This window comes from Thermopirellula anaerolimosa (assembly GCF_054657335.1).
The window spans coordinates 20,891-40,594 of the sequence record NZ_BAAHYX010000006.1 but is presented as its reverse complement, the minus strand read 5'-3'; the positions used below and the strand labels follow the sequence as shown (position 1 = coordinate 40,594).

The 19,704-nt window shown below is 63.0% G+C and carries 12 protein-coding genes and 1 tRNA gene; 12 read left to right on the top strand and 1 reads right to left on the bottom strand.

Annotated elements, in window-relative coordinates; all coding sequences use genetic code 11:
- Positions 1 to 115 precede the first annotated feature (115 nt).
- Positions 116 to 976, top strand: coding sequence for a S1 family serine peptidase (locus tag ACYQ6J_RS06385; RefSeq protein ID WP_460183351.1), 861 nt, complete (start codon positions 116 to 118; stop codon positions 974 to 976).
- A 42-nt stretch (positions 977 to 1,018) separates the two neighbouring features.
- Here the strand turns inward: ACYQ6J_RS06385 and ACYQ6J_RS06380 are convergent, their stop codons facing one another.
- Positions 1,019 to 1,855, bottom strand: a complete 837-nt coding sequence (locus ACYQ6J_RS06380; RefSeq protein WP_460183350.1) for an undecaprenyl-diphosphate phosphatase — start codon at positions 1,853 to 1,855, stop codon at positions 1,019 to 1,021.
- 162 nt (positions 1,856 to 2,017) lie between these two features.
- On the opposite strand from ACYQ6J_RS06380, the gene ACYQ6J_RS06375 reads away from it, so the two are divergent.
- The 11 genes from ACYQ6J_RS06375 (at position 2,018) to hsdR (ending at position 19,697) form a co-directional block, all read left to right on the top strand.
- Complete coding sequence (locus ACYQ6J_RS06375; RefSeq protein ID WP_460183349.1) at positions 2,018 to 2,791, top strand: SOS response-associated peptidase; 774 nt, start codon at positions 2,018 to 2,020, stop codon at positions 2,789 to 2,791.
- Positions 2,792 to 2,960: 169 nt separating this feature from the next.
- Positions 2,961 to 6,233: a LamG-like jellyroll fold domain-containing protein gene (locus ACYQ6J_RS06370; RefSeq protein WP_460183348.1), complete on the top strand. Its 3,273-nt coding sequence runs from the start codon at positions 2,961 to 2,963 to the stop codon at positions 6,231 to 6,233.
- Positions 6,234 to 6,289: 56 nt separating this feature from the next.
- Positions 6,290 to 6,592, top strand: coding sequence for a hypothetical protein (locus ACYQ6J_RS06365; RefSeq protein WP_460183347.1), 303 nt, complete (start codon positions 6,290 to 6,292; stop codon positions 6,590 to 6,592).
- A 460-nt stretch (positions 6,593 to 7,052) separates the two neighbouring features.
- A complete protein-coding gene (locus tag ACYQ6J_RS06360) occupies positions 7,053 to 8,369 on the top strand; it encodes a Gfo/Idh/MocA family protein (protein WP_460183346.1) in 1,317 nt (438 codons plus the stop codon).
- A gap of 150 nt (positions 8,370 to 8,519) precedes the next feature.
- Complete coding sequence (locus ACYQ6J_RS06355; RefSeq protein ID WP_460183345.1) at positions 8,520 to 11,165, top strand: beta-galactosidase; 2,646 nt, start codon at positions 8,520 to 8,522, stop codon at positions 11,163 to 11,165.
- A gap of 274 nt (positions 11,166 to 11,439) precedes the next feature.
- Complete coding sequence (locus ACYQ6J_RS06350; RefSeq protein WP_460183344.1) at positions 11,440 to 13,359, top strand: carbon starvation CstA family protein; 1,920 nt, start codon at positions 11,440 to 11,442, stop codon at positions 13,357 to 13,359.
- Between the two features lie 457 nt (positions 13,360 to 13,816).
- A tRNA-Arg gene (locus ACYQ6J_RS06345) sits at positions 13,817 to 13,889 on the top strand.
- A 698-nt stretch (positions 13,890 to 14,587) separates the two neighbouring features.
- Entirely contained in the window at positions 14,588 to 15,070 is a 483-nt protein-coding gene (locus ACYQ6J_RS06340) for a DUF2924 domain-containing protein (protein WP_460183343.1), read from the top strand.
- On the top strand, positions 15,067 to 16,632 hold the full coding sequence (locus ACYQ6J_RS06335; RefSeq protein ID WP_460183342.1) for a recombinase family protein: 1,566 nt from the start codon (positions 15,067 to 15,069) through the stop codon (positions 16,630 to 16,632). Before ACYQ6J_RS06340 ends, ACYQ6J_RS06335 begins: the two co-directional genes overlap by 4 nt.
- Positions 16,629 to 17,042: a hypothetical protein gene (locus ACYQ6J_RS06330; RefSeq protein ID WP_460183341.1), complete on the top strand. Its 414-nt coding sequence runs from the start codon at positions 16,629 to 16,631 to the stop codon at positions 17,040 to 17,042. Before ACYQ6J_RS06335 ends, ACYQ6J_RS06330 begins: the two co-directional genes overlap by 4 nt.
- 294 nt (positions 17,043 to 17,336) lie before the next feature.
- Positions 17,337 to 19,697 carry an EcoAI/FtnUII family type I restriction enzme subunit R gene (hsdR, locus tag ACYQ6J_RS06325; RefSeq protein ID WP_460183340.1) on the top strand — a complete coding sequence of 787 codons (2,361 nt, stop codon included), beginning with the start codon at positions 17,337 to 17,339 and terminating at the stop codon, positions 19,695 to 19,697.
- The last annotated feature ends 7 nt before the right edge of the window (positions 19,698 to 19,704 follow it).

The following is a 19,704-nucleotide window of genomic DNA, read 5'->3' as shown; positions in this document are numbered from 1 at the left end:
TGTTATCGTCGCCGCGGCGGCGGGCGAGTCGCGGATGACGGAGTCTCCGATCTCGACGCCGTGCTTCGTAACACGGCGAATCTCACCTCCGACGTGCAGCAAGGAAAGGCCCTCCATGTCCGTTCAGAACATCCGCGTCGCGCTCGGGATCATCGTTTCATGGTGCTCCCTTTGGGGATTTGTCAAGGATTCAACCTGCTCGGCCGGCGAGGGTTTCCCAACCACCGTGATGTGGGCCACCGTGAAGGTCGTCAACCCCGGCTCGACCGCGACCGCGGTGCTGGTGCGTTCTCCGGAGGGCAAGCCGGTCTTGCTGTCGGCGAATCACGTTTTTTCCGCCATGCAAGGCGATGAATGCACCGTGATTCTGCACCGCCGAGATGAAAGCGGGCGGTTTCAGACCAATCCCAAGCCGCTGACGATTCGACGCGAGGGCAAGCCCCTGTGGCGCAAGCATCCGACGGTGGACCTTGCGGCGATTTCCGTGCCTTTCTCCGAAGAAGACAACCTGGCCGTATTGCCCTGGGAATCCCTGGCTTCGACCGAAGACCTGGAGCAGATTGCGCTCCAACCGGGCGATACCGTTCGCGGAGTCGGATTCCCGCACGGCAACGCCTTCAAGGGAAGTCCGCTCGAATTCGGGGTGGTTCGAATGGGCTGCTTGGCGGGTTATCCGTTTCTGCCGGTCGAGCCGGGTCGAACGTTCCTGGTGGACATGAACATCTTCGAAGGCGACAGCGGCGGCCCGCTCTACGCGTGGAATCTCCAAGACGCCGCGGAGGTCCATCGCGGAGCGAACAAAGACGGTCTCATCCTCGGAGTGATGATTGCCCAGCACTTCGTCGACGAAGAGTACAAATTGATTTATGCGACCGGCAAATACCGCCATCGCATGGGCTTGGCGATTGTGGCGCCCGCCCCCTTCGCGCGAGAAATCGTGGAATCGATTGGCAAGGAGGAGCCGCCCGCCTCGTAAAGCCCCGGCGGACGCGGCGTACCCTCGGCGCCGGAAGTTCGGCTACGAAAGCAATCGCCAAGCGATCACGAGCGGCGACAGAGCGAACACGTAAGCGGCGAACCAGCCCAGGCGTCCTTGCTGCAACCACGCAATCAGCCACCGCAGGGACGCCCAACCAATGACGAAGGCAAGGGCGCCGCCGACGAGCAGCGGACCGACTTCCAGCGTCCCGCCCGATTCCTTGGCCGCGTCCAGCGCCTCCAAAAGACCGGCGCCGGCCATGGCGGGCAGCGCCAGCAGGAACGAAAACGCCGCCGCCTCGTCGCGCTTCATGCCGCAAAACAGGCCCGCCGCGATGGTCGAACCGCTCCGCGACAATCCCGGCAGGATGGCCAACGCTTGGAAAACGCCGATCCACAGGGCTTGCGGGTAGGACAGTTCGCGACCGGATGCCGCGCCTCGCCCGTGCCGGGACTCCCACCGACGCGCCGCCATCAGCAATCCCCCCGTCACGGCGAACATGATGCCGGCCAACAGAGCGTCCTCCAACGGGTCCCAGCCGAAACGTCCCACGAACCAGGCTTCGAGAAACTTTTTGTACGCCACGCCTGCCAACCCTGCCGGGACACTCCCCACCAGAATCAGGCCGATCAGCCTGCGATCGCTGCCGAACAATCGGGCGATCCGTTCGCGATAGAAAAACACAATCGCCAGCAACGAGCCCATGTGGAGGGCGATGTTGATCGTCAGCTTTTCGTCGAGGGGGTGCCCGAAACGATCGAACAGTGCCGCCAACACGATCACATGTCCGGACGAACTGATCGGCAGAAACTCGGTCACGCCCTGAACGACGGCCAGCACCGCGATTTCAAGATACTCCCAAACGATCGGCACCATCGCAATCCTCGAATGCGAGTCAACGATTTAGTCTCCGAATTCGGACGGGGAAACCCCACAATTGTACGTTACGGCAACGAAGGCGCGGAACTTCCCGCCGCCGCGTCCCCAGGGCGGGTACAATGAAAATGTTAGCGGCGATTGTGAGGCGAGGCGGATTTCGTGCCCCAGCGATACCTTTCCGTCGCCGCCGCGAGGACGGCGACGAAACAGGACCGGAAGGCGATGTGCGGCCGATTTACGTTGCGAACGGACCCCAAGACCGTGGCTCAGCTTTTCGAGCTTCCCCAATTGCCGCTCCTGGAACCGCGCTACAACATCGCGCCGGGGCAACCGGTGGACATCGTTCGCGCGCCGCCCGCCGCGGTCGGCCAGGCGCGACCCGGCGAATCGCGGAGGCAGTGGGCTCGCGTGCGGTGGGGGTTGGTCCCGCAATGGGCGAAAAGCCCTTCCGAGGCGGGCTGGATCAATGCTCGGACGGAGACCGCCGCGACGCGACCGGCCTTTCGCGCTGCCCTTCGCTACCGGCGATGTTTGATCCCTGCCGACGGGTTCTACGAGTGGAAGCGGATCGAGCGCCGCAAGCAACCTTATTTCATTCGATTCCGTGACGATCGTCTCTTCGCCTTTGCCGGAATCTGGGAATCACGCGAGTCGGAAGACGGTTCCGTGCTGGAATCGTGCGCCCTTTTGACTACCGCGCCGAACCCACTGATGGCGAGCATTCACGACCGCATGCCGGTGATCTTGCCGCGCGAGTGCTACGCCGTGTGGCTGAACCCCGAGATTCAGGACCCGGCGGCGCTGCAAGGTTTTTTGCGGCCGTATCCGGCGGAGGATATGGAGGCCTTTCCCGTGACCGCCTACGTGAACGCACCCGTGCACGAAGGACCGCGGTGCCTGGAACGCGGCGAGATCGCCGGATCGCTGTTTTGAGCGACGCGCGAGAGCGAGCGGCGGAAAAGACCGTTGTTTGCGCGTCGGGGATTCGCTACCGTAAGAACGCGGGCGGGATGCGATTGGCGGCCATGCCATCCACCGCGACGCCGGTCCCGTTTGCTCCCGCGCATTGGGTCTGTCTTGCCACGCCGGAAGGATTTGAGCCATGAAACGATTGCCGGTTTGGACCGTCCTTTGGGCCGCCGTAGTGGGATGGGCGGGGGTCGCCGCCGGGGAGTCCGCGCCGTCCAAGCCCTGGCAGCGCATGTACCAAGGCGATGACGCCGTCGGTCCGAACGTCATCGGCCTGTGGCGGTTTCTGCCGGGGAAAGAGACCCTTGACGATTCGGAACGCGGTCACGATGTGAAACTCCGCGGTGAGTCCCGATTCGTGCCCGGGGGTCTCTTCGGCAATTGCTTGGAGAGCTTTCGCGCCGGTCCCGTCGGCGACGCCCCCAACGGCGCCGTGGTCCGCAACGCGCCCGACCTGTCGCCGCCGGGCGCCTTTACGTTGGAAATGTGGATCAAACCCAAGCCGGAGTTGGACGAATGCCCCACCGCCTTCCTGATGGATAAAAAGTACTATCCTTACCCTAAAGATCTGCCGCAGGCCAACCACGATTACTGCCTCTATCTGCGTCGGACCGGCCCGGCCAAATATCGCTTGATCGCCTTCCTCGGCTACGGCCGCGATTCGGCGGAATACGTCTCGCGGGAGATCGCCTTGTCACCTATGGAATGGACGCACGTGGCGTTCACCTACAACGGCGCCGGCGTAGGGCGATTCTTCGTCAACGGCGAACCGTTCGGTCGCGTCGTCCACAAAGACCGCGGGCCGATCTCGCCCGGCAACTACGATCTCGTGATCGGCGATCGCTACGGTTCGATCCACGCCGGTTTTCCCGGTTGGATCGACCAAGTGCGGATCGTCAACGGAATCCCGGCGTGGTTTGCGGGCGGCTTGGAAGTCGCGGCGGCGCCGCTGGGTCGCACCGCCTTCCTTCGCATGGAAGCGGAGGCCGCCGTCGAACTGCTCGCCTTCAACGATGCCGCGGACGACGCCCGGGATGTGGCGGTCGTTTGGGATGTGGCGGGCATCCCCGGTTCCCAAGCGATCCCGGTCATACCGCGCGGCGGCGAGACGCGAATTGCGATTCCGATCGATACCCGATGGCGACCGGACCGGTATCCGTTGCGCGTCACCGTCTCGGGAAAGATCGGCGATCGGACCGCGACGTCCTCCCTGGAATTGGAGGTCGTGGTGGCGCCGCGCCCCCTGCCGGACGTCATGCCGGTCGTGATGTGGGGGACCGGCGACTTGGATCGCCTGCAAGAGATCGGCTTTACCCATCAGTTGATCTCTGCGGCGGACTACGATCGGATTTGGCGGGCGGGCGAACCGACCTCGCCCCTGGATGATGCCGCCATGGCGACGCGCGCGGCGGAGTTAAACCGTTATCTGGCGCGCGGCGTGGGGGCGGTCGTTAGTCTCTCTCCCGCGGCCTGGATCGTTCGCGACGCGGAGCGCGGGGCGCCCTACCGGCGCGTGGACCGCAACGGCCAACCGTACAAGGACGCCAACCCCTGCGGTCTGTTTCCCGAGGTTTCGCGATTCTGCTACAACGTCGGCGCCTCGGTGGGCGAGGCTTTTGGACGATTCCCGGCTGTGCAGGCCGCGTTGATCGACACCGAGGTCCGGGATTCCACGAACCTCTGCTTTCACGAGCACGACCGCGCGGCCTTTCGCGCCTTCGCCGGGTACGACATCCCCGATCAAGCCGTGAGCAAATGGGGCCTCAAATACGCCTCCCTGTCCAATTTTCCCGCCGATCGTGTGATCGCCGACGACGATCCGCTGCTGACCTACTATCGCTGGTTCTGGAAGGAAGGCGACGGTTGGAACGCCCTCCACTCCGCCGTACATCGCGGCCTCAAAGAGCATGGGCGCAAGGAGTGGTGGACGTTTTTCGATCCGGCAGTGCGGGCACCGAGCGTCTGGGGCAGCGGCGGCGAAACCGACTTCATCTCCCAATGGACCTACAGCTATCCCGATCCCATCAAGATCGGTCAAGCCGCCGACGAACTGTTCGCCATGGCCGAGGGGCGACCGGGACAAAACGTCATGAAGATGACGCAAATCATCTGGTATCGCTCGCAGACTGCTCCCGAGTTGCCGCAAGACGAATCCCGACGCGCCGATTGGGAGAAACGCATCCCCGATGCGCGATTCATCACCATTTCCCCGGACCATCTCCGCGAGGCCTTTTGGGCGAAGATTTCTCGCCCCGTTCGCGGAATCATGTACCACGGATGGGGTTCGCTGGTAGAAGCCGAGCACGGGGCGTATCGCTACACCCACCCGCAAACCAAGGAGGTCCTCGCGGAATTGATTCGCGACGTCGTTCGTCCCTTGGGGCCTACCTTGTTGCAAGTCCCCGACGCCCCCGCCGACGTCGCGATTCTGGAGAGTTTCACGTCGCAGATGTTCGCCGGGCGAGGCACCTACGGTTGGGGAAAATCCTGGGAGGCCGACCTGCATTTGGTCCTGCAATGGGCACACCTGCAACCCAAGGTGATTTTCGAGGAAACGCTCCTCCGCGACGGCCTCGACGGTTGCAAGGTCCTGGTGCTTCCCGCCTGCGACGTCTTGCCGCGGTCGGTCGTGGAGCGTATCCGCGTCTTTCAAGCGGCGGGCGGCATCGTGGTCGGCGACGAGGAATTGACCCCTGCCTTGCAACCGGACGTCGTCCTGCCGGCGTATCGTCGGACGGGAGCGGCAGACCGCGACAAGGCCGAGTTGCAAGCCCTCGCCCAACGCCTCCGCGAGGCCCTGGATTCCCGCTACACACGGCGCGTGGACGCCTCCGAAGCGGACGCTGTGGTTCGTTTGCGTCAATACGGCGCGGCCTCGTACGTCTTCGTCCTCAACGATCGCCGGACGTTCGGAGACTACGTGGGTCATCACGGCAAGGTGATGGAGGTCGGCCTCCCGCTTCAAACCGCGATCACCCTGCAAGCCGCGGGGACCGTGTACGATCCCTTGGCCCGACGAGCGGCGGCGATCGGCGACGGGCCACCGTTGCGGTGGACCGTGGAATTGGGACCGGGCGATGGAAGGCTGTTCATCGTGCTTCCTCGGCCCATCGCCGCGGTCGAATGCCGGGTGCCGGCGGAAGCGCGACGCGGCGAAACGATCGATTGCGATGTCCGCATCTTGGACGCCGACGGCAAGGCGATTCCGGCGGTATTGCCCGTCGAGGTGATCCTGACGGACCCGCTGGGACGCCGCGCAGAACCGAGTGGTTATTACGCCGCCAAGGATGGGTCGCTGAACATCCGCTTCGACTCGGCCCCCAATGACGAACCGGGTGAGTGGACGTTATACGTCCGGGAATTGGCGGGCGGCGCTTCGCGGGAATGTGTTTTCACGCTGCGTTGACCGGGCCGCTTGCGGCCGTTTTTCGGCGAAAGATCCCGGCGAGCAAGGAGCCGACCATGGGCTTGCTCGAGAAACGGAACCCCAAGGCAACGTGGCGATCGGTACTCCTTCATGCGTTCCTGTCGATGGGCGGGGGCGCCGTGTTCTATTTCCTTTTCTTCAAGCCCGAGTTGCAGCGGGAATGGATCATCACGCTGCCGCCGTGGTTGCTGTGGTGTGCTTTCGTGGGCGGCCTGATGGAATGGCAAATGCCTCCGGATGACGACGATTTCCCATCCCCGGCGCGAGAAAAAGAGCCGCCGGCGCAAGCCGGCGGTGGCACTGGTTGCGATCGTGAAAAATTAGAGCCACCAGCGTAAGCTGGTGGTGGTGATCGTAGCAAATGGTTAACGCTAGGTCGGGATGAAACACCTCCAGCTCACGCTGGAGGCTCACGAACGGGATGTTACTTGCAACTTTAGCGTCACCCATTCCTGATGACGCTGCCGCAGCATGCACTCGGCGATCACCCTTTCCTTCGGCTAATTCGATGGCCGCGAACAACGTCGTCGTTCCCTTGCTCTGGTAGTCGTTCGTAAGCGCGTCCAGACGACTGGGATGGATCGGCTCCGCCCGCTTCTTTGGTCGGCGGTTGCCTGGGCTTGGCTTGGCGGCTATCCTAAACGGCGCTTGGCGATCGTACGGAGTTGATCGCGGTGCGACGTGCCGTGCAGACATGTCGGTCGGGCGGACGAAAAGCAGCGTTCGGCCCGGCACCCGCGCAACCTTTCGTTCGCTTGCCCGCCCTTTTTCCCAATGCCCATCGTGGAGGTTTGAATCATGGCGTTTCCGAACAGCGGTCATCGTCGAGAGTTTTTGGGTCAAACGCTGGCGGCAGGCGCTGCGGTAACCGTGCCGTGGTTGATTTCGCCCGCCGCGGCGGGAGCGGCCGGCACGACCGCCCCCAGCGAAACAGTTCTTTTCGGCATCATCGGAATCGGCCCCCGCGCGACGTACGACGTGCGTTCGATGTCCAACCTTCCGGACGTCCGATGCGTGGCGCTGGCCGACGTTCAAGCTTCGCGGCGAGAGGCCGGCAAGAAGCTGGTCGAGGAGTTGTTCCCTAATACAAAGTGCGATACTTACCGCGATCTCCGCGAGTTGCTGGATCGCAAGGACATCGACGCCGTGCTGGTGGCGACGGGAGACCGGTGGCACGCCCCCGGTTCGATGTTGGCGATGGAGGCGGGCAAGGACGTTTATAGCGAGAAGCCCTGCGGCATCACCATCGCTAAGTGTCGGCAACTGGCGGACACCGCCAAGCGGACCGGTCGCGTGTTCCAAGCCGGCACGCAGCGCCGCAGCGTCCCCAATTTCCGCTTCGCCGTGCAGATGGCCCAAAGCGGCAAGTTGGGAAAACTGCAAACGCTCTACGCATCGGTCTACGAACCTCAATTGGACAATACTTGGTTGCCGCGCGAGCAAACGCCGCCCAAGGAGGTCGTCGATTGGAATTTGTGGCTGGGTCCGGCGCCGTGGCGACCGTACAACAAGACCTACGTACAGGGCGGTTGGCGGGGTCAGTTCGATTTCGATTCCGGAGCCAAACTGCTCGATTGGGGTGCCCATACCCTGGACCTGTGCCAGTGGGCGGCGGGCGCAGACGACACCATGCCCGTCGAGTATGAACCCGTTCAAGATAAGATCACGTGCCGCTACGCGAACGGACTGACGGTGATCCTCGACTTTCTGAAGACACCGTTCGGCGACCGCGCCCCGAAGTTCATCACGGCGTTGGGAACTTGTCCCGTGCGATATGTGGGCGACAAGGGCTGGATCGAGACGGGCGACGAAGGCGGCGTCGAAATTCGACCGGATTCGCTGAAGAGCGAAATCCCCGAAGAGTTGGCCCGTGTCAAAGGTCTGGACGTGACCGCCCATGCCCGTAATTTCTTCGACTGTGTCAAGACTCGCGGCAAGACGGTTTGCAACGAAGACGTAATGTATCATTCGCACACGGCGTGCCATGCGGCGGCCATCGCCTGGATTCTGAATCGCAAGCTGACGTTCGATCCGGTCAAGGCCGAATTTCCCGGCGACGAGGAGGCCAATCTGCTCCGCTCCCGTCCGGAACGAGATCCCTTCGCCGCGACGTAAGGGCGCCGCGAGGAATAGACGTCGTTGATCATCCGCGGTATTCAAGGCGGCGAAGCCACGGAGTGCGCCTTTGCCGGGTGATCGTATGCGCACTCCCGGCGCCGATGCGGGACGCCGTGCGATGGACGCGGTTGTTGAGAGGAATCCCTAGTGACCCAAGTTTCATTTCGATGGGCGGCGATATGCCTTGCCGTGCTTCCGCCGATCTTGATTTCGGCGCGCGTCGGCGAGGCCGTGGAGACGGTGCGTGTGGAAGTAGTGGAGGGTGCGCCTCGCCTAGTGGTTGACGGCAAGCCCGTCCGCGCCCGGATGTTCTGGGGTGCGTCCGGTCCCGGCCTCGTCACGGTGCTACCGGAGGCCCGACAGTTCGTCTTCGCGTTTACGGCGGAGGACGATGAGCCTGGCCGAGCAACCGTCCATTTCCGCTTTGGAACCGAACCGGGAACGATGGTGCTGGACGATATCCGCATCTTCGACCTCACGGATCAGCGTGAAGTGCTGCCGACTTGTCGCTTCGAAGGCGGGATGGATGATTTCACGCGGGAATGGTCGGTCTGGCCGCCGGATCAACGCAATACGGTGGGGACGATCGACGTTGTTCCCCGTGCGGGAAAGGACGGCGGCGCCGGGCTAAAGGTCGAGCTGAAAGCCCCCCCGGACGGGAATTGGCCCGACTTCCACATCTACCATCGTCCGAACCTGACGTTGACCAAGGGGCATCGCTACGAGGTGAGCTTTTGGGCCGGCGCCGAACCGTCTCGACCGTGGAACGTGGCCTTGTATCGACCGGGACGGCGCTACGTGTACCTAGGCGGGCCACCCAATCGCTTTGCATCCCAAATCCAGTTGGCGGCGGATGCGGACGTCCACTTCGTGAGCTTCCCCATCGACATGCCTTGGCCGAAACCGGGTGAGGTGGAGGACTGGTCCGCGGTCGATCAAGCCTGCCGCCGGGTGCTGGAAGCCAACGGGCGGGCACTGCTGCTTCCCCGCATCCCGATGGATCCGCCCGCCTGGTGGATCGAGGCGAACCCCGACGAAGTGATGTTGTGGGATCGCGGCGAGCAGCGGCGGCGACCGGCGGTCCCGGCCTCGCCCAAGTATCGTCGCGACGCCGCGGCACGTCTGCGTGCTTTGGTGGAGCATCTGGAGTTTGCCTTCTGCGAGCACGTGGCGGGTTACCACCCCTGCGGCCAGAATACGGGCGAATGGTTCTACGAAGACACCTGGCTTTCGCCGCTCAACGGTTACTCCAAGGCTTCGCAAATCGCTTGGCGCCAATGGCTCCGCGATCGTTACGGTTCGGATGCCGCCTTGCAGTCGGCTTGGGGCGATCCGACCGCGGAGTGCGACCAAGCCCTGGTGCCGTCGCCCGAGTCGCGCCGTGCCGCACCCGCCGGGATGTTGCGCGACCCGGTCCGGGAAAGGCCTTTGATCGACTTCGCCCAATTCCAACAGGAAATGATGGCCGAGTGCGTATGCCACTTCGCGAGGACGGTCCGCGATGCATCGAAAGGACGCAAACTCGTGGTGTTCTTTTACGGTTACGTATTCGAGTTCGGGGCGATCATCAACGGTGCGGCAACGTCGGGCCACTACGCGCTACGCAAAGTGCTTGAGTGCCCCGATGTCGACGTCCTGTGCTCACCGATCTCGTATTTCGATCGGGGCTTGGGGGGGAGCGCGCCCGCCATGACCGCGGCGGAAAGCGTGGCGCTGGCCGGCAAGATGTGGCTCTACGAGGACGACACGCGAACCTACATCGCCACCGGTCGATTTCCGGGCTGGCAAGACGGTGCCGACAACTCGGAGCAGACCAACGCCCTGCTGCTGCGCAACACGGGCCAGTGCACCGCGCGCAATTTCGGGACCTGGTGGATGGATCTGGGAGCGAGCGGTTGGTTCGACGATCCGGCCATGTGGGCCCAAATGAAGGCCCTGCGCCCGCTCGATGAAGCCCTGCTGTATCAGCCGAGGGCTTTTCGGCCCGAGGTGGCTGCTGTGATCGACGAGCGAAGCATGATCCGTGTTGCCGCCGGTGGAGACAAGTTGACGCGGCCGGCCGTGTACGAAGTGCGCCGCCCCCTGGGACGCATGGGAACCCCCTACGGACAATACCTGCTGGACGACGTGGCCGCGGGACGCGTGAAGGCAAAAATGTACGTATTCCTCACGCCCTGGTGTCTGACTCCAGAACAGAAACGCGCGCTCCTGGACACCACAAAGGGGACGATGAGAATCTGGTGCTACGCGCCGGGTTATCAGGAACCGAACCGTATTGCCCCACCGGAGGCGATGCAGGAACTGACGGGTTTCCGGCTGCAAGCGACCGAACAACCGCAGGCCTGGGCTGTTCCCACGAAAGTGGGAAAGCGGCTGGGGCTTCAGCAAGAGTTCGGCACGCAACAAGCCTTGCGCCCGCTCTTCGCGCCCGTCGATGCTAAACCCGAGGAGACTCTGTTCGTTTATCCCGACGGGACGCCCGCCGTAGCCTTGCGACAAACTGGCGGCGGCTATTCGCTATTCGTGGGACCACCCGGTCTGACGAGTGAACTGCTGCGTCTGGCGGCGCGACAAGCCGGAGTTCACCTTTATACATCAACCGATTGCAACGTGTACGCCAACGGTCCGTTTGTCGTTCTCCACGCGGCGTCCGACGGTCCGGTCGAGATCGATACCCGGCGCCAATCGCCGCTGACGGACATGTTGACGGGCGAGAATCTCGGCGTCGGGCCGAAAATCTCGTTAGAACTCCGCCGCGGCGTTACCCGAGTCCTGCGGATCGATTCGCCGTGAGCTAACCGCATTGGAGCGATGCGACTCCGGTGTTTTTCGCCCTTGTCTGACGGAACCGCGGGTCGCCCAAGGCTCGCGCGCTCGAGACCCGGACGGTGTTGTTGCCGCTTTTTCTTCAGCGAAGTATCCTGAAAGGCGCATTGATAAAACGGCGCCTCAGCCTCAGGGGCGTGACGCCGTCGCAGGAAGGTTGGCGGGATCGACGCGTTGAGAGTCGGCGGATTCCGCGGGAAGTGGTTCTCCATCGCGACTTGGCGTTTGGGAGAGGTCGGCCATGTTGGAGAATGCGGCGGTAACGGCATTAGCGGCCCTTGCCGTTCTGGCGGCGGCCTATTTCACCTACGGACGCTTCTTGGGACGCGCCTTCGGACTTGATCCGCGCCGCGCCACGCCGTCGCACACCATGCGGGACGGCGTGGACTACGTGCCGACCCGAATTCCGATTCTGTTCGGGCATCACTTTGCCTCCATCGCCGGACTGGGACCGATTTTGGGACCGGCCATCGGCGTCATCTGGGGCTGGGTACCCGCCCTGCTGTGGGTCGTGTTCGGCTCCATCCTCATTGGAGCGGTGCACGACTTGGGATCGCTCCTCATCAGTCTTCGGCATCGAGGACGATCGGTGGGCGAGGTTGCCTATTACTTGATGGGTCCGCGCGCACGACTGCTGTCGCTGCTGATTATCTTCTTCTTGATGTCGCTGGCCATGGGCGCGTTCTGCAATACGCTGGCCGACATGTTCGTCAACTACAATCCCGATGCCGTCATCCCCGCGGCGGGGTTGATGGTCGTCGCGGTAATCTTCGGGCTGACCGTCTATCGCCTCAAAGTCCCCTTGGTTCCGGCCACAATCGTGGCGCTGGTAGTTTTCGCCGGACTGATTGTTTACGGAGTGGAGCGACCGGTCTTGACCTACGAATGGTTTTGCTCGCCTGCGACCCGAACCCTACTGGAGGAGGCGAAGTCGGCGAAACCGGAAATGGGCCGACCAGCCTTTACCCGACCGTACGGTGCCCGATCGGCGGTCGACTTCTTCCAGGCTCGAGGCGAGGCCGACGCCGTCGCGGAGTTGGGTGCCATCGCCCAATCGGGAACCGTCCTTTGGAAGGTCAATTACGCTTGGATCGCGGCTTTGCTGGGGTACGCATTTCTGGCATCCGTGCTGCCGGTCTGGTTGTTGCTGCAACCGCGGGACTACATCAACAGTTTTCAGCTTTACGTCGCGCTGCTGCTTCTGGGGGCCGGACTGGCGGTAGCGGCGTTGACCGGCAGCGAGTTCGCCCAAATCGACGCCCCCATGATCCGTTGGAACGTCCCCGACGCCCCCCCCATGTTCCCGTTGCTTTTCGTGACGATCGCGTGTGGGGCGGCCAGCGGATTTCATTCCTTGGTCTCGAGCGGAACCACGGTCAAACAACTTGATCGGGAATCGGACGCCGTGCCCATCGGTTACGGCGCCATGCTCACCGAAGCCGCTCTCGCGGTCCTCGTGATTGCGGCTTGCACTGCGGCTTTGAGTCACGCGGATTGGGGGCAAGGCGGACTATACGCAGGCTGGAGCGCCATCGGCGGCGGGGGATTGGCCAAGCAACTCAGCGCCGTCGTGCGAGGCGGGGCCAACCTCATGTCCCAAGTCGGCGTACCCATCCCGCTAGGCAGCACCTTCATCGCCGTGACCGTCACCGCCTTTGCCTTAACCACCTTGGATTCGGCCACGCGGTTGCTGCGGTTCAACGTCGAGGAAATCGGCCGATCGTTGCGGGTTCCCCTTCTCACGAACCGTGTCGCCGCTTCCCTGGCGGCGGTGCTGGGCATCGGCTTTTTCGCCGTGGTGCCCGCCGGAAAGGCCCTGTGGACGCTCTTCGGCACGACGAACCAACTCTTGGCCGGCCTGGCCTTGCTCGTGGTCAGCGTCTATCTCTATCAACAGCGTCGCGTGGTGTGGTACACGCTGATCCCAATGCTTTTCATGCTGGCCATGACGACCTGGGCCATGGGCTGGAACTTGATTAAGTTCTATCAGCAAGAGAAATGGTCTCTGTTCGTCACCACGGTGATCGTGCTGGTGATGGCCGTCTGGTTGGTGGCGGAGGGCATCTTGGCGTTCTTGCGAGGCCCGACGCCGCACAGCTCGATCGAAATTGATTCAGTCGTGACCGATGCAACTCCTGCCGAAACCGCGGCGACGCCTTGACGCTTGCCAACCCCTCCGGCGATTAGCCACGAATAGAATCCCGTGATTCTCAACAAAAATGTCCCCCAACTGGAAGTCCAAGGCCAGAAGTACGAGGGACAGCCGAATCGTGCGGCGAAGTGGGGGTATCCGGGTGGATGGAAGGCCTTTACCTCACGGGTGCGATCGGCCACGGTTTTCACGAAAACGAACGGCCTTTGCCAACATCTCCCGTGCGAGTCCCGGTCGCTTTTCGCTTTTCCGCTCAGGTGTTAGAATCGCAGGTAGAGTTAGTCTCCGCCTCCCGTGCCGGCCCGGTAGGCTCCGCCCGGCGGGAGGGCACGATAAGGGCACCGATGTACGGCAGTCCGGCCGGTCGCCCGCGAGCGTGGACGCCTGGTTCAGGATGTCTTGGGCGGGTTTCGGCGCTCGGAAGGGTGTTGGAGCGGTCTCGGCACGTGCCACCGAGGCATGTTGCGCGCCTGTAGCTCAGGGGATAGAGCGGCGGTTTCCTAAACCGTAGGTCGCAGGTTCGAATCCTGCCAGGCGTACTTCTTCCTCCTTGGTGCGAACTAGTCTCCCCACGGGTTAGACCCTTCCGAGCCGCGACCGTCAGGGAGCGGCGTCTCACATCCTGCAACGAAACGCGATTCCCCGCAACAACTTGCGCCATCTCCGTTGCTGGCGTGAAGTCTCGGCATCGACCACAGAGACATCGGCGCGACTGCCACTGCTCGCCAATCCACCACTCCTGGCCCCAAAAGTCTCGGTGTCTCCCCATGTCGCGCCCGTCCGGGTTAGATGGAGGTTGGGCTCGCGAAGCGGGCCGAACGAAAACCGCTGCCCGTTGGGAAAGCCGCCTCGCGGGTTATGGCCGCAGGGCCGTTTCCGCTCATCTCCTCTCACCCCAGGCCCCTCCCGGCTAGAGCGGGAGCAAGAGTGCGGCTACGCCGGACAGCCTTCCCCGCAGCGGCATACATAACCGACAGGTCACCGCAATCAGGAGCCTGTCGCAATGGTGGACTCGTCGTTCTCGGACCTGACCGCAGAGCAGCGCCTCAAGCAGCTTGCCGCCATTCTTGCTCGCGGCGTCCGGCGCTACCACAGCCGCCTGCGGCGCAGCCAATCCCGCCCCGAAAAAGAAGTTCCAGAATCCTCGCCGGCTGGCCTTGAGGTTCCCGGCAAACCGAGGCTCAGTGTGTCTCGGCGTTTCGGGGTTTAGCGTACCGAGAAACCGGAGAAGGCCACCATGAAACTCGACATCGAGAGGGAAGTTGCTGCGCTCCAGAAGATGTCCACGGGGCAACTCTGCGAGCGCTACGCCGCGCTGTTCGGCGAACCAACGCGGACGCGGCACCGCACGTACCTGATTCGCAAGATCGCCTGGAAGCTCCAGGCCCTGGTAGAAGGCGACCTGAGCGAACGGGCACGGAAGCGGGCCGAAGAACTGGCCCGCGGCACGGAGCTGCGGGTGATGCCGCCGAAGTCCAACGAGGTCGCGCCACCGCCTGCGGTCGTCACGCACGCATCGATCAAGGCCGATCCGCGTCTGCCCGCGCCCGGCACCGCGATCGTCCGCCAGTACAAAGGCCGCACGCTTCAGGTGCTCGTGTTGCCCGACGGCTTCGAGTTCGAGGGCGAGCGCTACAAGTCGCTCTCGGCCGTGGCCAAGATGATCACCGGCTCCCACGTCAACGGCTACCGCTTCTTCGGCCTGGAGGGCAAGCCATGAAGCGCACGAAACCCTCCACCAAGCCTGCGACGGCAACCGTCCGCTGCGCCATCTACACGCGCAAATCCACCGATGAGGGGCTGGAGCAGGAGTTCAATTCGCTCGACGCCCAGCGCGAGGCCGGTGAGGCGTATATCAAGAGCCAGGCCAGCGAGGGGTGGACCGTGCTGCCCGACCGGTACGACGACGGCGGTTTCACGGGGGGCAACCTCGATCGGCCCGCTCTGCGGCGGCTGCTGGCCGACATCGAAGCCCGCAAGGTCGATTGCGTGGTTGTGTACAAGGTGGATCGCCTCAGCCGTAGCCTCTTGGACTTCGCCCGGCTCATGGAGACCTTCGAGCGGCATGGCGTGTCGTTCGTTTCCGTCACCCAGCAGTTTAACACGGCCACGTCGATGGGCCGGCTGATTCTGAACGTGCTTTTGTCGTTCGCCCAGTTCGAGCGGGAGATCATCGGCGAGCGCATCCGCGACAAGATCGCCGCCACGCGGCGCAAGGGGAAATGGACCGGCGGGACGCCGATCCTCGGCTACGACGTAGATCGTTCCAACGGCAGGCCACACCTGGTGGTCAACGCTCAGGAAGCGGCCCGGGTGCGAGAAATCTTCCGCCTCTACCTGTCATTGGGCTCATTGCTGCCGGTGGTCCAGGAGCTGGCCCGCCGCGGCTGGCAGAACAAAGTCTGGAAGACCAGGCGGGGCCACATCAAGGGAGGCCGGCCCTTCGAGAAGGGCTCCCTCTACGCCTTGCTCACCAACCCGCTGTACGTCGGCAAGATCAAGTACAAGGCGGAATTGCACCAGGGCGAACATGAGCCGATCGTCGATGCCGAGCTTTTCCGGCAGGTCCAGACCACGCTGCGGCACAACGGCCACTCAGGCGGCGTGGCGGTGCGGAACAAGTACGGGGCCCTGCTCCGGGGCTTGCTCTACTGCAAGGCCTGCGGCCGGGCGATGACCCATACATTCACTTGCAAAGGGCAGCGGCGATATCGCTACTACACCTGCACGCGGGCCATCCAGAACGGCCGCGCGGCCTGCCCATCCCCGTCGTTGCCCGCCGGTGAAATCGAGCGGGTCGTGATCGACGAGATTCGGGCCATCGCCAGCGATCGCACTATGCGCGCCGAGGTGCTCCGGCAAGCCCAACAGCAATTCGAGGCCGAGCGGGCAGAACTCGTCACCGAAGAGCGAGGGCTGAAGCGAGAACTGGGCTGGCGTCATGCGGAGCTCCGACGGCTGGCCGGGGATGGAGCGGCGCCGGCTACCAACCAGATGGCGGAACTTCACGACCGCATTGCCCAGTGTGAGACACGGCTACGGGAGGTGCAGCGTCAACTCGAAGAGCATGAGCAAGGCCGCCTGACTGCCGCCGACATCGACGCCGCCCTGGCCGACTTCGACGGTGTTTGGAACGCCCTTAGCACGCGCGAACAGGCCCAACTGGTGGCTTTGCTGGTGGCCCGGGTCGAGTTCGACGCCGCCCAAAGCACGGTCGCCGTCTCGTTCCATCCGACGGCCATCAAGGCACTAGCCCGCAAGCAACTTGGGGGTGCGGCATGATCACCGTGACCAAGCAAGTCGTCTTCACCCGCAGTGTCCGGGGCCGGAAACGGCTGGCAGACAAACCGGCGTTGGAAGAACCCTTGCCAACCGGCCGCGTGCCGCGTGTGTCTCGGGTGATGGCTCTGGCCATCCAGTTCGACCGCCTGCTTCGGGAAGGCGTAGTGCGGAACACCAGCGAGCTGGCCCGGCTCTGCCACGTCACCCAGCCGCGAATTACCCAGGTAATGCAGTTTCTCCAGCTTGCGCCCGACATCCAGGAAGAGCTGCTCTTTCTGCCACTCGTCACCCAGGGCCGCGACCCGATCCACGAGAAGGTGCTGCGGCCGCTCTGCGCCGAGATCCATTGGAAGCGCCAGCGGGAAAAATGGGCCGCTCTCCGGAAAGCCCGGCTGGAGCACTGGACATAATCTACGAGCTCTGCTAAAATCGTCCATGTTCGCTAAACAACGGACGAAGTTCCGGGTCGGCTAGAGACCGCACACGTGAATGGACTTGTCCCCACTTGGCCCCCCCAAGGCGGGCTCATGTGCGACGAGAGTCCCAAACGCCTGAGCAACGGATGGTTCTTGGTTTGTGCGAGGGAAGTTGTCGAACAGCGACTCGCGGGTTAAGATGGTGCGTGTTCTGTTTCCTGAACATGGACGATCCAGGGTGCATGACAGGGACGGACGGCGAACGCCTTGAGTCGATGGGGCGTTGTTATGCCCAACGAAGCTGATACTTGCCGCCGATACGTCGTGCCGAAGCTGCAAGCGGCCGGCTGGGACGACGAACCGCATCGGATCAACGAACAGGTCACATTCACGGACGGGCGGATTGTCGTCGCCGGACGGCGAGGGCGACGGCGGCCGGGGAAGCGGGCGGACTACATCCTCCGCTACCGCCCAGACTTCGCCATTGCTGTCGTCGAGGCAAAGCCCACCTACGCCACGCCAGGCCAAGGGCTCCAGCAAGCGAAGGAGTACGCCGAGATCTTGGGACTGAAGTTTGCCTACGCGACAAACGGCCACGGGATCGTTGAGTTTGATTTCACGACCGGACTGGAACGCGAGATCGATGTCTTCCCTACCCCTGAGGAGCTCTGGTCTCGGCTGACCGCCAGTGAATCGCTCAGCGCCGAAGCTGCTGAGAAGTTGCTGACGCCGTCCTATCATCTCAGCGGCAAGTCGCCGTGGTATTTCCAGGAAATCGCCATCAACCGAGCCGTCCAGGCCGTTGCGCAAGGCAAGCAGCGCATACTGCTCACGATGGCGACCGGCACGGGTAAGACAGTTGTGGCGTTCCAGATCTGTTGGAAGCTCTGGTCATCGCGGTGGAATCGCACCGGGGAATACAGGCGGCCACGGATTCTGTACCTTGCCGACCGGAACATCCTTGTCGACGACCCGATGGCCAAGATCTTTGCCCCCTTCGGCGACGCTCGCTGGAAGATCCAAAATGGCCAAGCGGTCAAAAGCCGCGAAATGTACTTTGCCATTTACCAGGCCATTGCTCGTGACGAGCGCCGACCGGGCCTTTACCGCGAGTACGCCCCTGATTTCTTCGACCTGATCATTGTGGACGAGTGCCATCGAGGCAGCGCCCGTGACGACAGCAACTGGCGTGAGATTCTCGAGTACTTCGAGCCAGCCTACCAGATCGGCATGACCGCCACGCCGCGCCGCCAGGACAATGCGGACACTTACAACTATTTCGGTGCCCCGATTTACACGTACAGCCTTCGACAAGGAATCGAAGACGGCTTTTTGGCTCCTTATCGTGTCCATCGTGTGGTCACGACCTGGGACGCAGCGGGGTGGCGGCCCAGCCAGGGTGACCTGGATCGCTATGGCCGTGAGATTCCCGACGAGGAGTACCGCACTCCCGATTTCGAGCGCATTGTCTCGCTTCGCGCACGGACCGAGGCCGTGGCCCGACACTTGGACGAATACATGCGCCGCACTGATCGTTTCGCCAAGACCATCGTTTTCTGCGTTGACCAGGAACACGCCGACGAAATGCGGCGGGCGCTGAACAACCTCAATAGCGACCTCGTCCGTGGCAATCCTGACTATGTCTGTCGGGTCACGTCGGACGAAGGAGACGTCGGCCGTGGGCATTTGAGCAACTTTCAGGACCTGGAACGCCGAACGCCCGTTATCCTCACCACCTCCCAATTACTCACCACTGGCGTCGATGCACCGACGGTACAGAACATCGTGTTGCTGCGAGTCATCAACTCGATGACCGAGTTCAAGCAGATCATCGGTCGAGGGACGCGTGTCCGCGACGACTATGGCAAGCTGTTCTTCAGCATCCTCGACTACACGGGCTCGGCCACGCGATTGTTTGCCGACCCCGAATTCGACGGCGATCCGACCATCGAAACCGAGCAGACCATCGACGAGGATGGTGGAGTGATCGGCGAAGAAACCGTGGTCACGCCAGAGGAGGAACTTGAAGACGAAGGCCCCACGCCCGTGCCGCCTGATGAGCCGGACGCCCCGCGCCGCAAGTTTTATTTCGACGGAGGTCAGGTCCAAATTGCAGCTCACCTCGTCTACGAGCTCGACCCCGATGGCAACCAGCTCCGCGTCGTGCAGTTCACCGACTACACGGCCGACAAGGTGCGCACGCTGTTCCGCAACGCCGCCGAGCTTCGAAGCCAGTGGGGCGATCCCGACCGGCGGCGCGACATTATCGATCGGTTGGCGGAGCGCGGCATCGACTTCGACCATCTCGCGGAAGCCACGAATCAGCCGAACGCCGACCCCTTGGACCTGCTTTGCCACTTGGCCTTCAACGCCCCGCTGCGAACCCGGCGAGAACGGGCTCAGCGACTGCGCATCGAACGGCGCGACTTTTTCGACCAGTACGGACCCGATGCTCGCCAAATCCTCGATGAACTGCTGGACAAGTACACTGAGCATGGCACGGCCCAGTTCGTCATTCCCGATGTACTTGAGTTGCCCCCGATCAACGCTCACGGCAACGTGCTGGAAATCGCCGCCAAGTTCGGTGGCGAGGAACGACTGGTGGAGGCAATCCGCCAGCTACAAACACTGCTTTACGCCGCAGCATGAATAGGAC

Bases quoted from the DNA above. Each gene is read 5' to 3' on its own strand.
- ACYQ6J_RS06385 (WP_460183351.1), top strand. From the start codon at position 116: ATGTCCGTTCAGAACATCCGCGTCGCGCTCGGGATCATCGTTTCATGG.
- ACYQ6J_RS06380 (WP_460183350.1), bottom strand. From the start codon at position 1,855: ATGGTGCCGATCGTTTGGGAGTATCTTGAAATCGCGGTGCTGGCCGTC.
- ACYQ6J_RS06370 (WP_460183348.1), top strand. From the start codon at position 2,961: ATGAAACGATTGCCGGTTTGGACCGTCCTTTGGGCCGCCGTAGTGGGA.
- ACYQ6J_RS06365 (WP_460183347.1), top strand. From the start codon at position 6,290: ATGGGCTTGCTCGAGAAACGGAACCCCAAGGCAACGTGGCGATCGGTA.
- ACYQ6J_RS06360 (WP_460183346.1), top strand. From the start codon at position 7,053: ATGGCGTTTCCGAACAGCGGTCATCGTCGAGAGTTTTTGGGTCAAACG.
- ACYQ6J_RS06350 (WP_460183344.1), top strand. From the start codon at position 11,440: ATGTTGGAGAATGCGGCGGTAACGGCATTAGCGGCCCTTGCCGTTCTG.
- ACYQ6J_RS06340 (WP_460183343.1), top strand. From the start codon at position 14,588: ATGAAACTCGACATCGAGAGGGAAGTTGCTGCGCTCCAGAAGATGTCC.
- ACYQ6J_RS06335 (WP_460183342.1), top strand. From the start codon at position 15,067: ATGAAGCGCACGAAACCCTCCACCAAGCCTGCGACGGCAACCGTCCGC.
- ACYQ6J_RS06330 (WP_460183341.1), top strand. From the start codon at position 16,629: ATGATCACCGTGACCAAGCAAGTCGTCTTCACCCGCAGTGTCCGGGGC.
- hsdR (WP_460183340.1), top strand. From the start codon at position 17,337: ATGCCCAACGAAGCTGATACTTGCCGCCGATACGTCGTGCCGAAGCTG.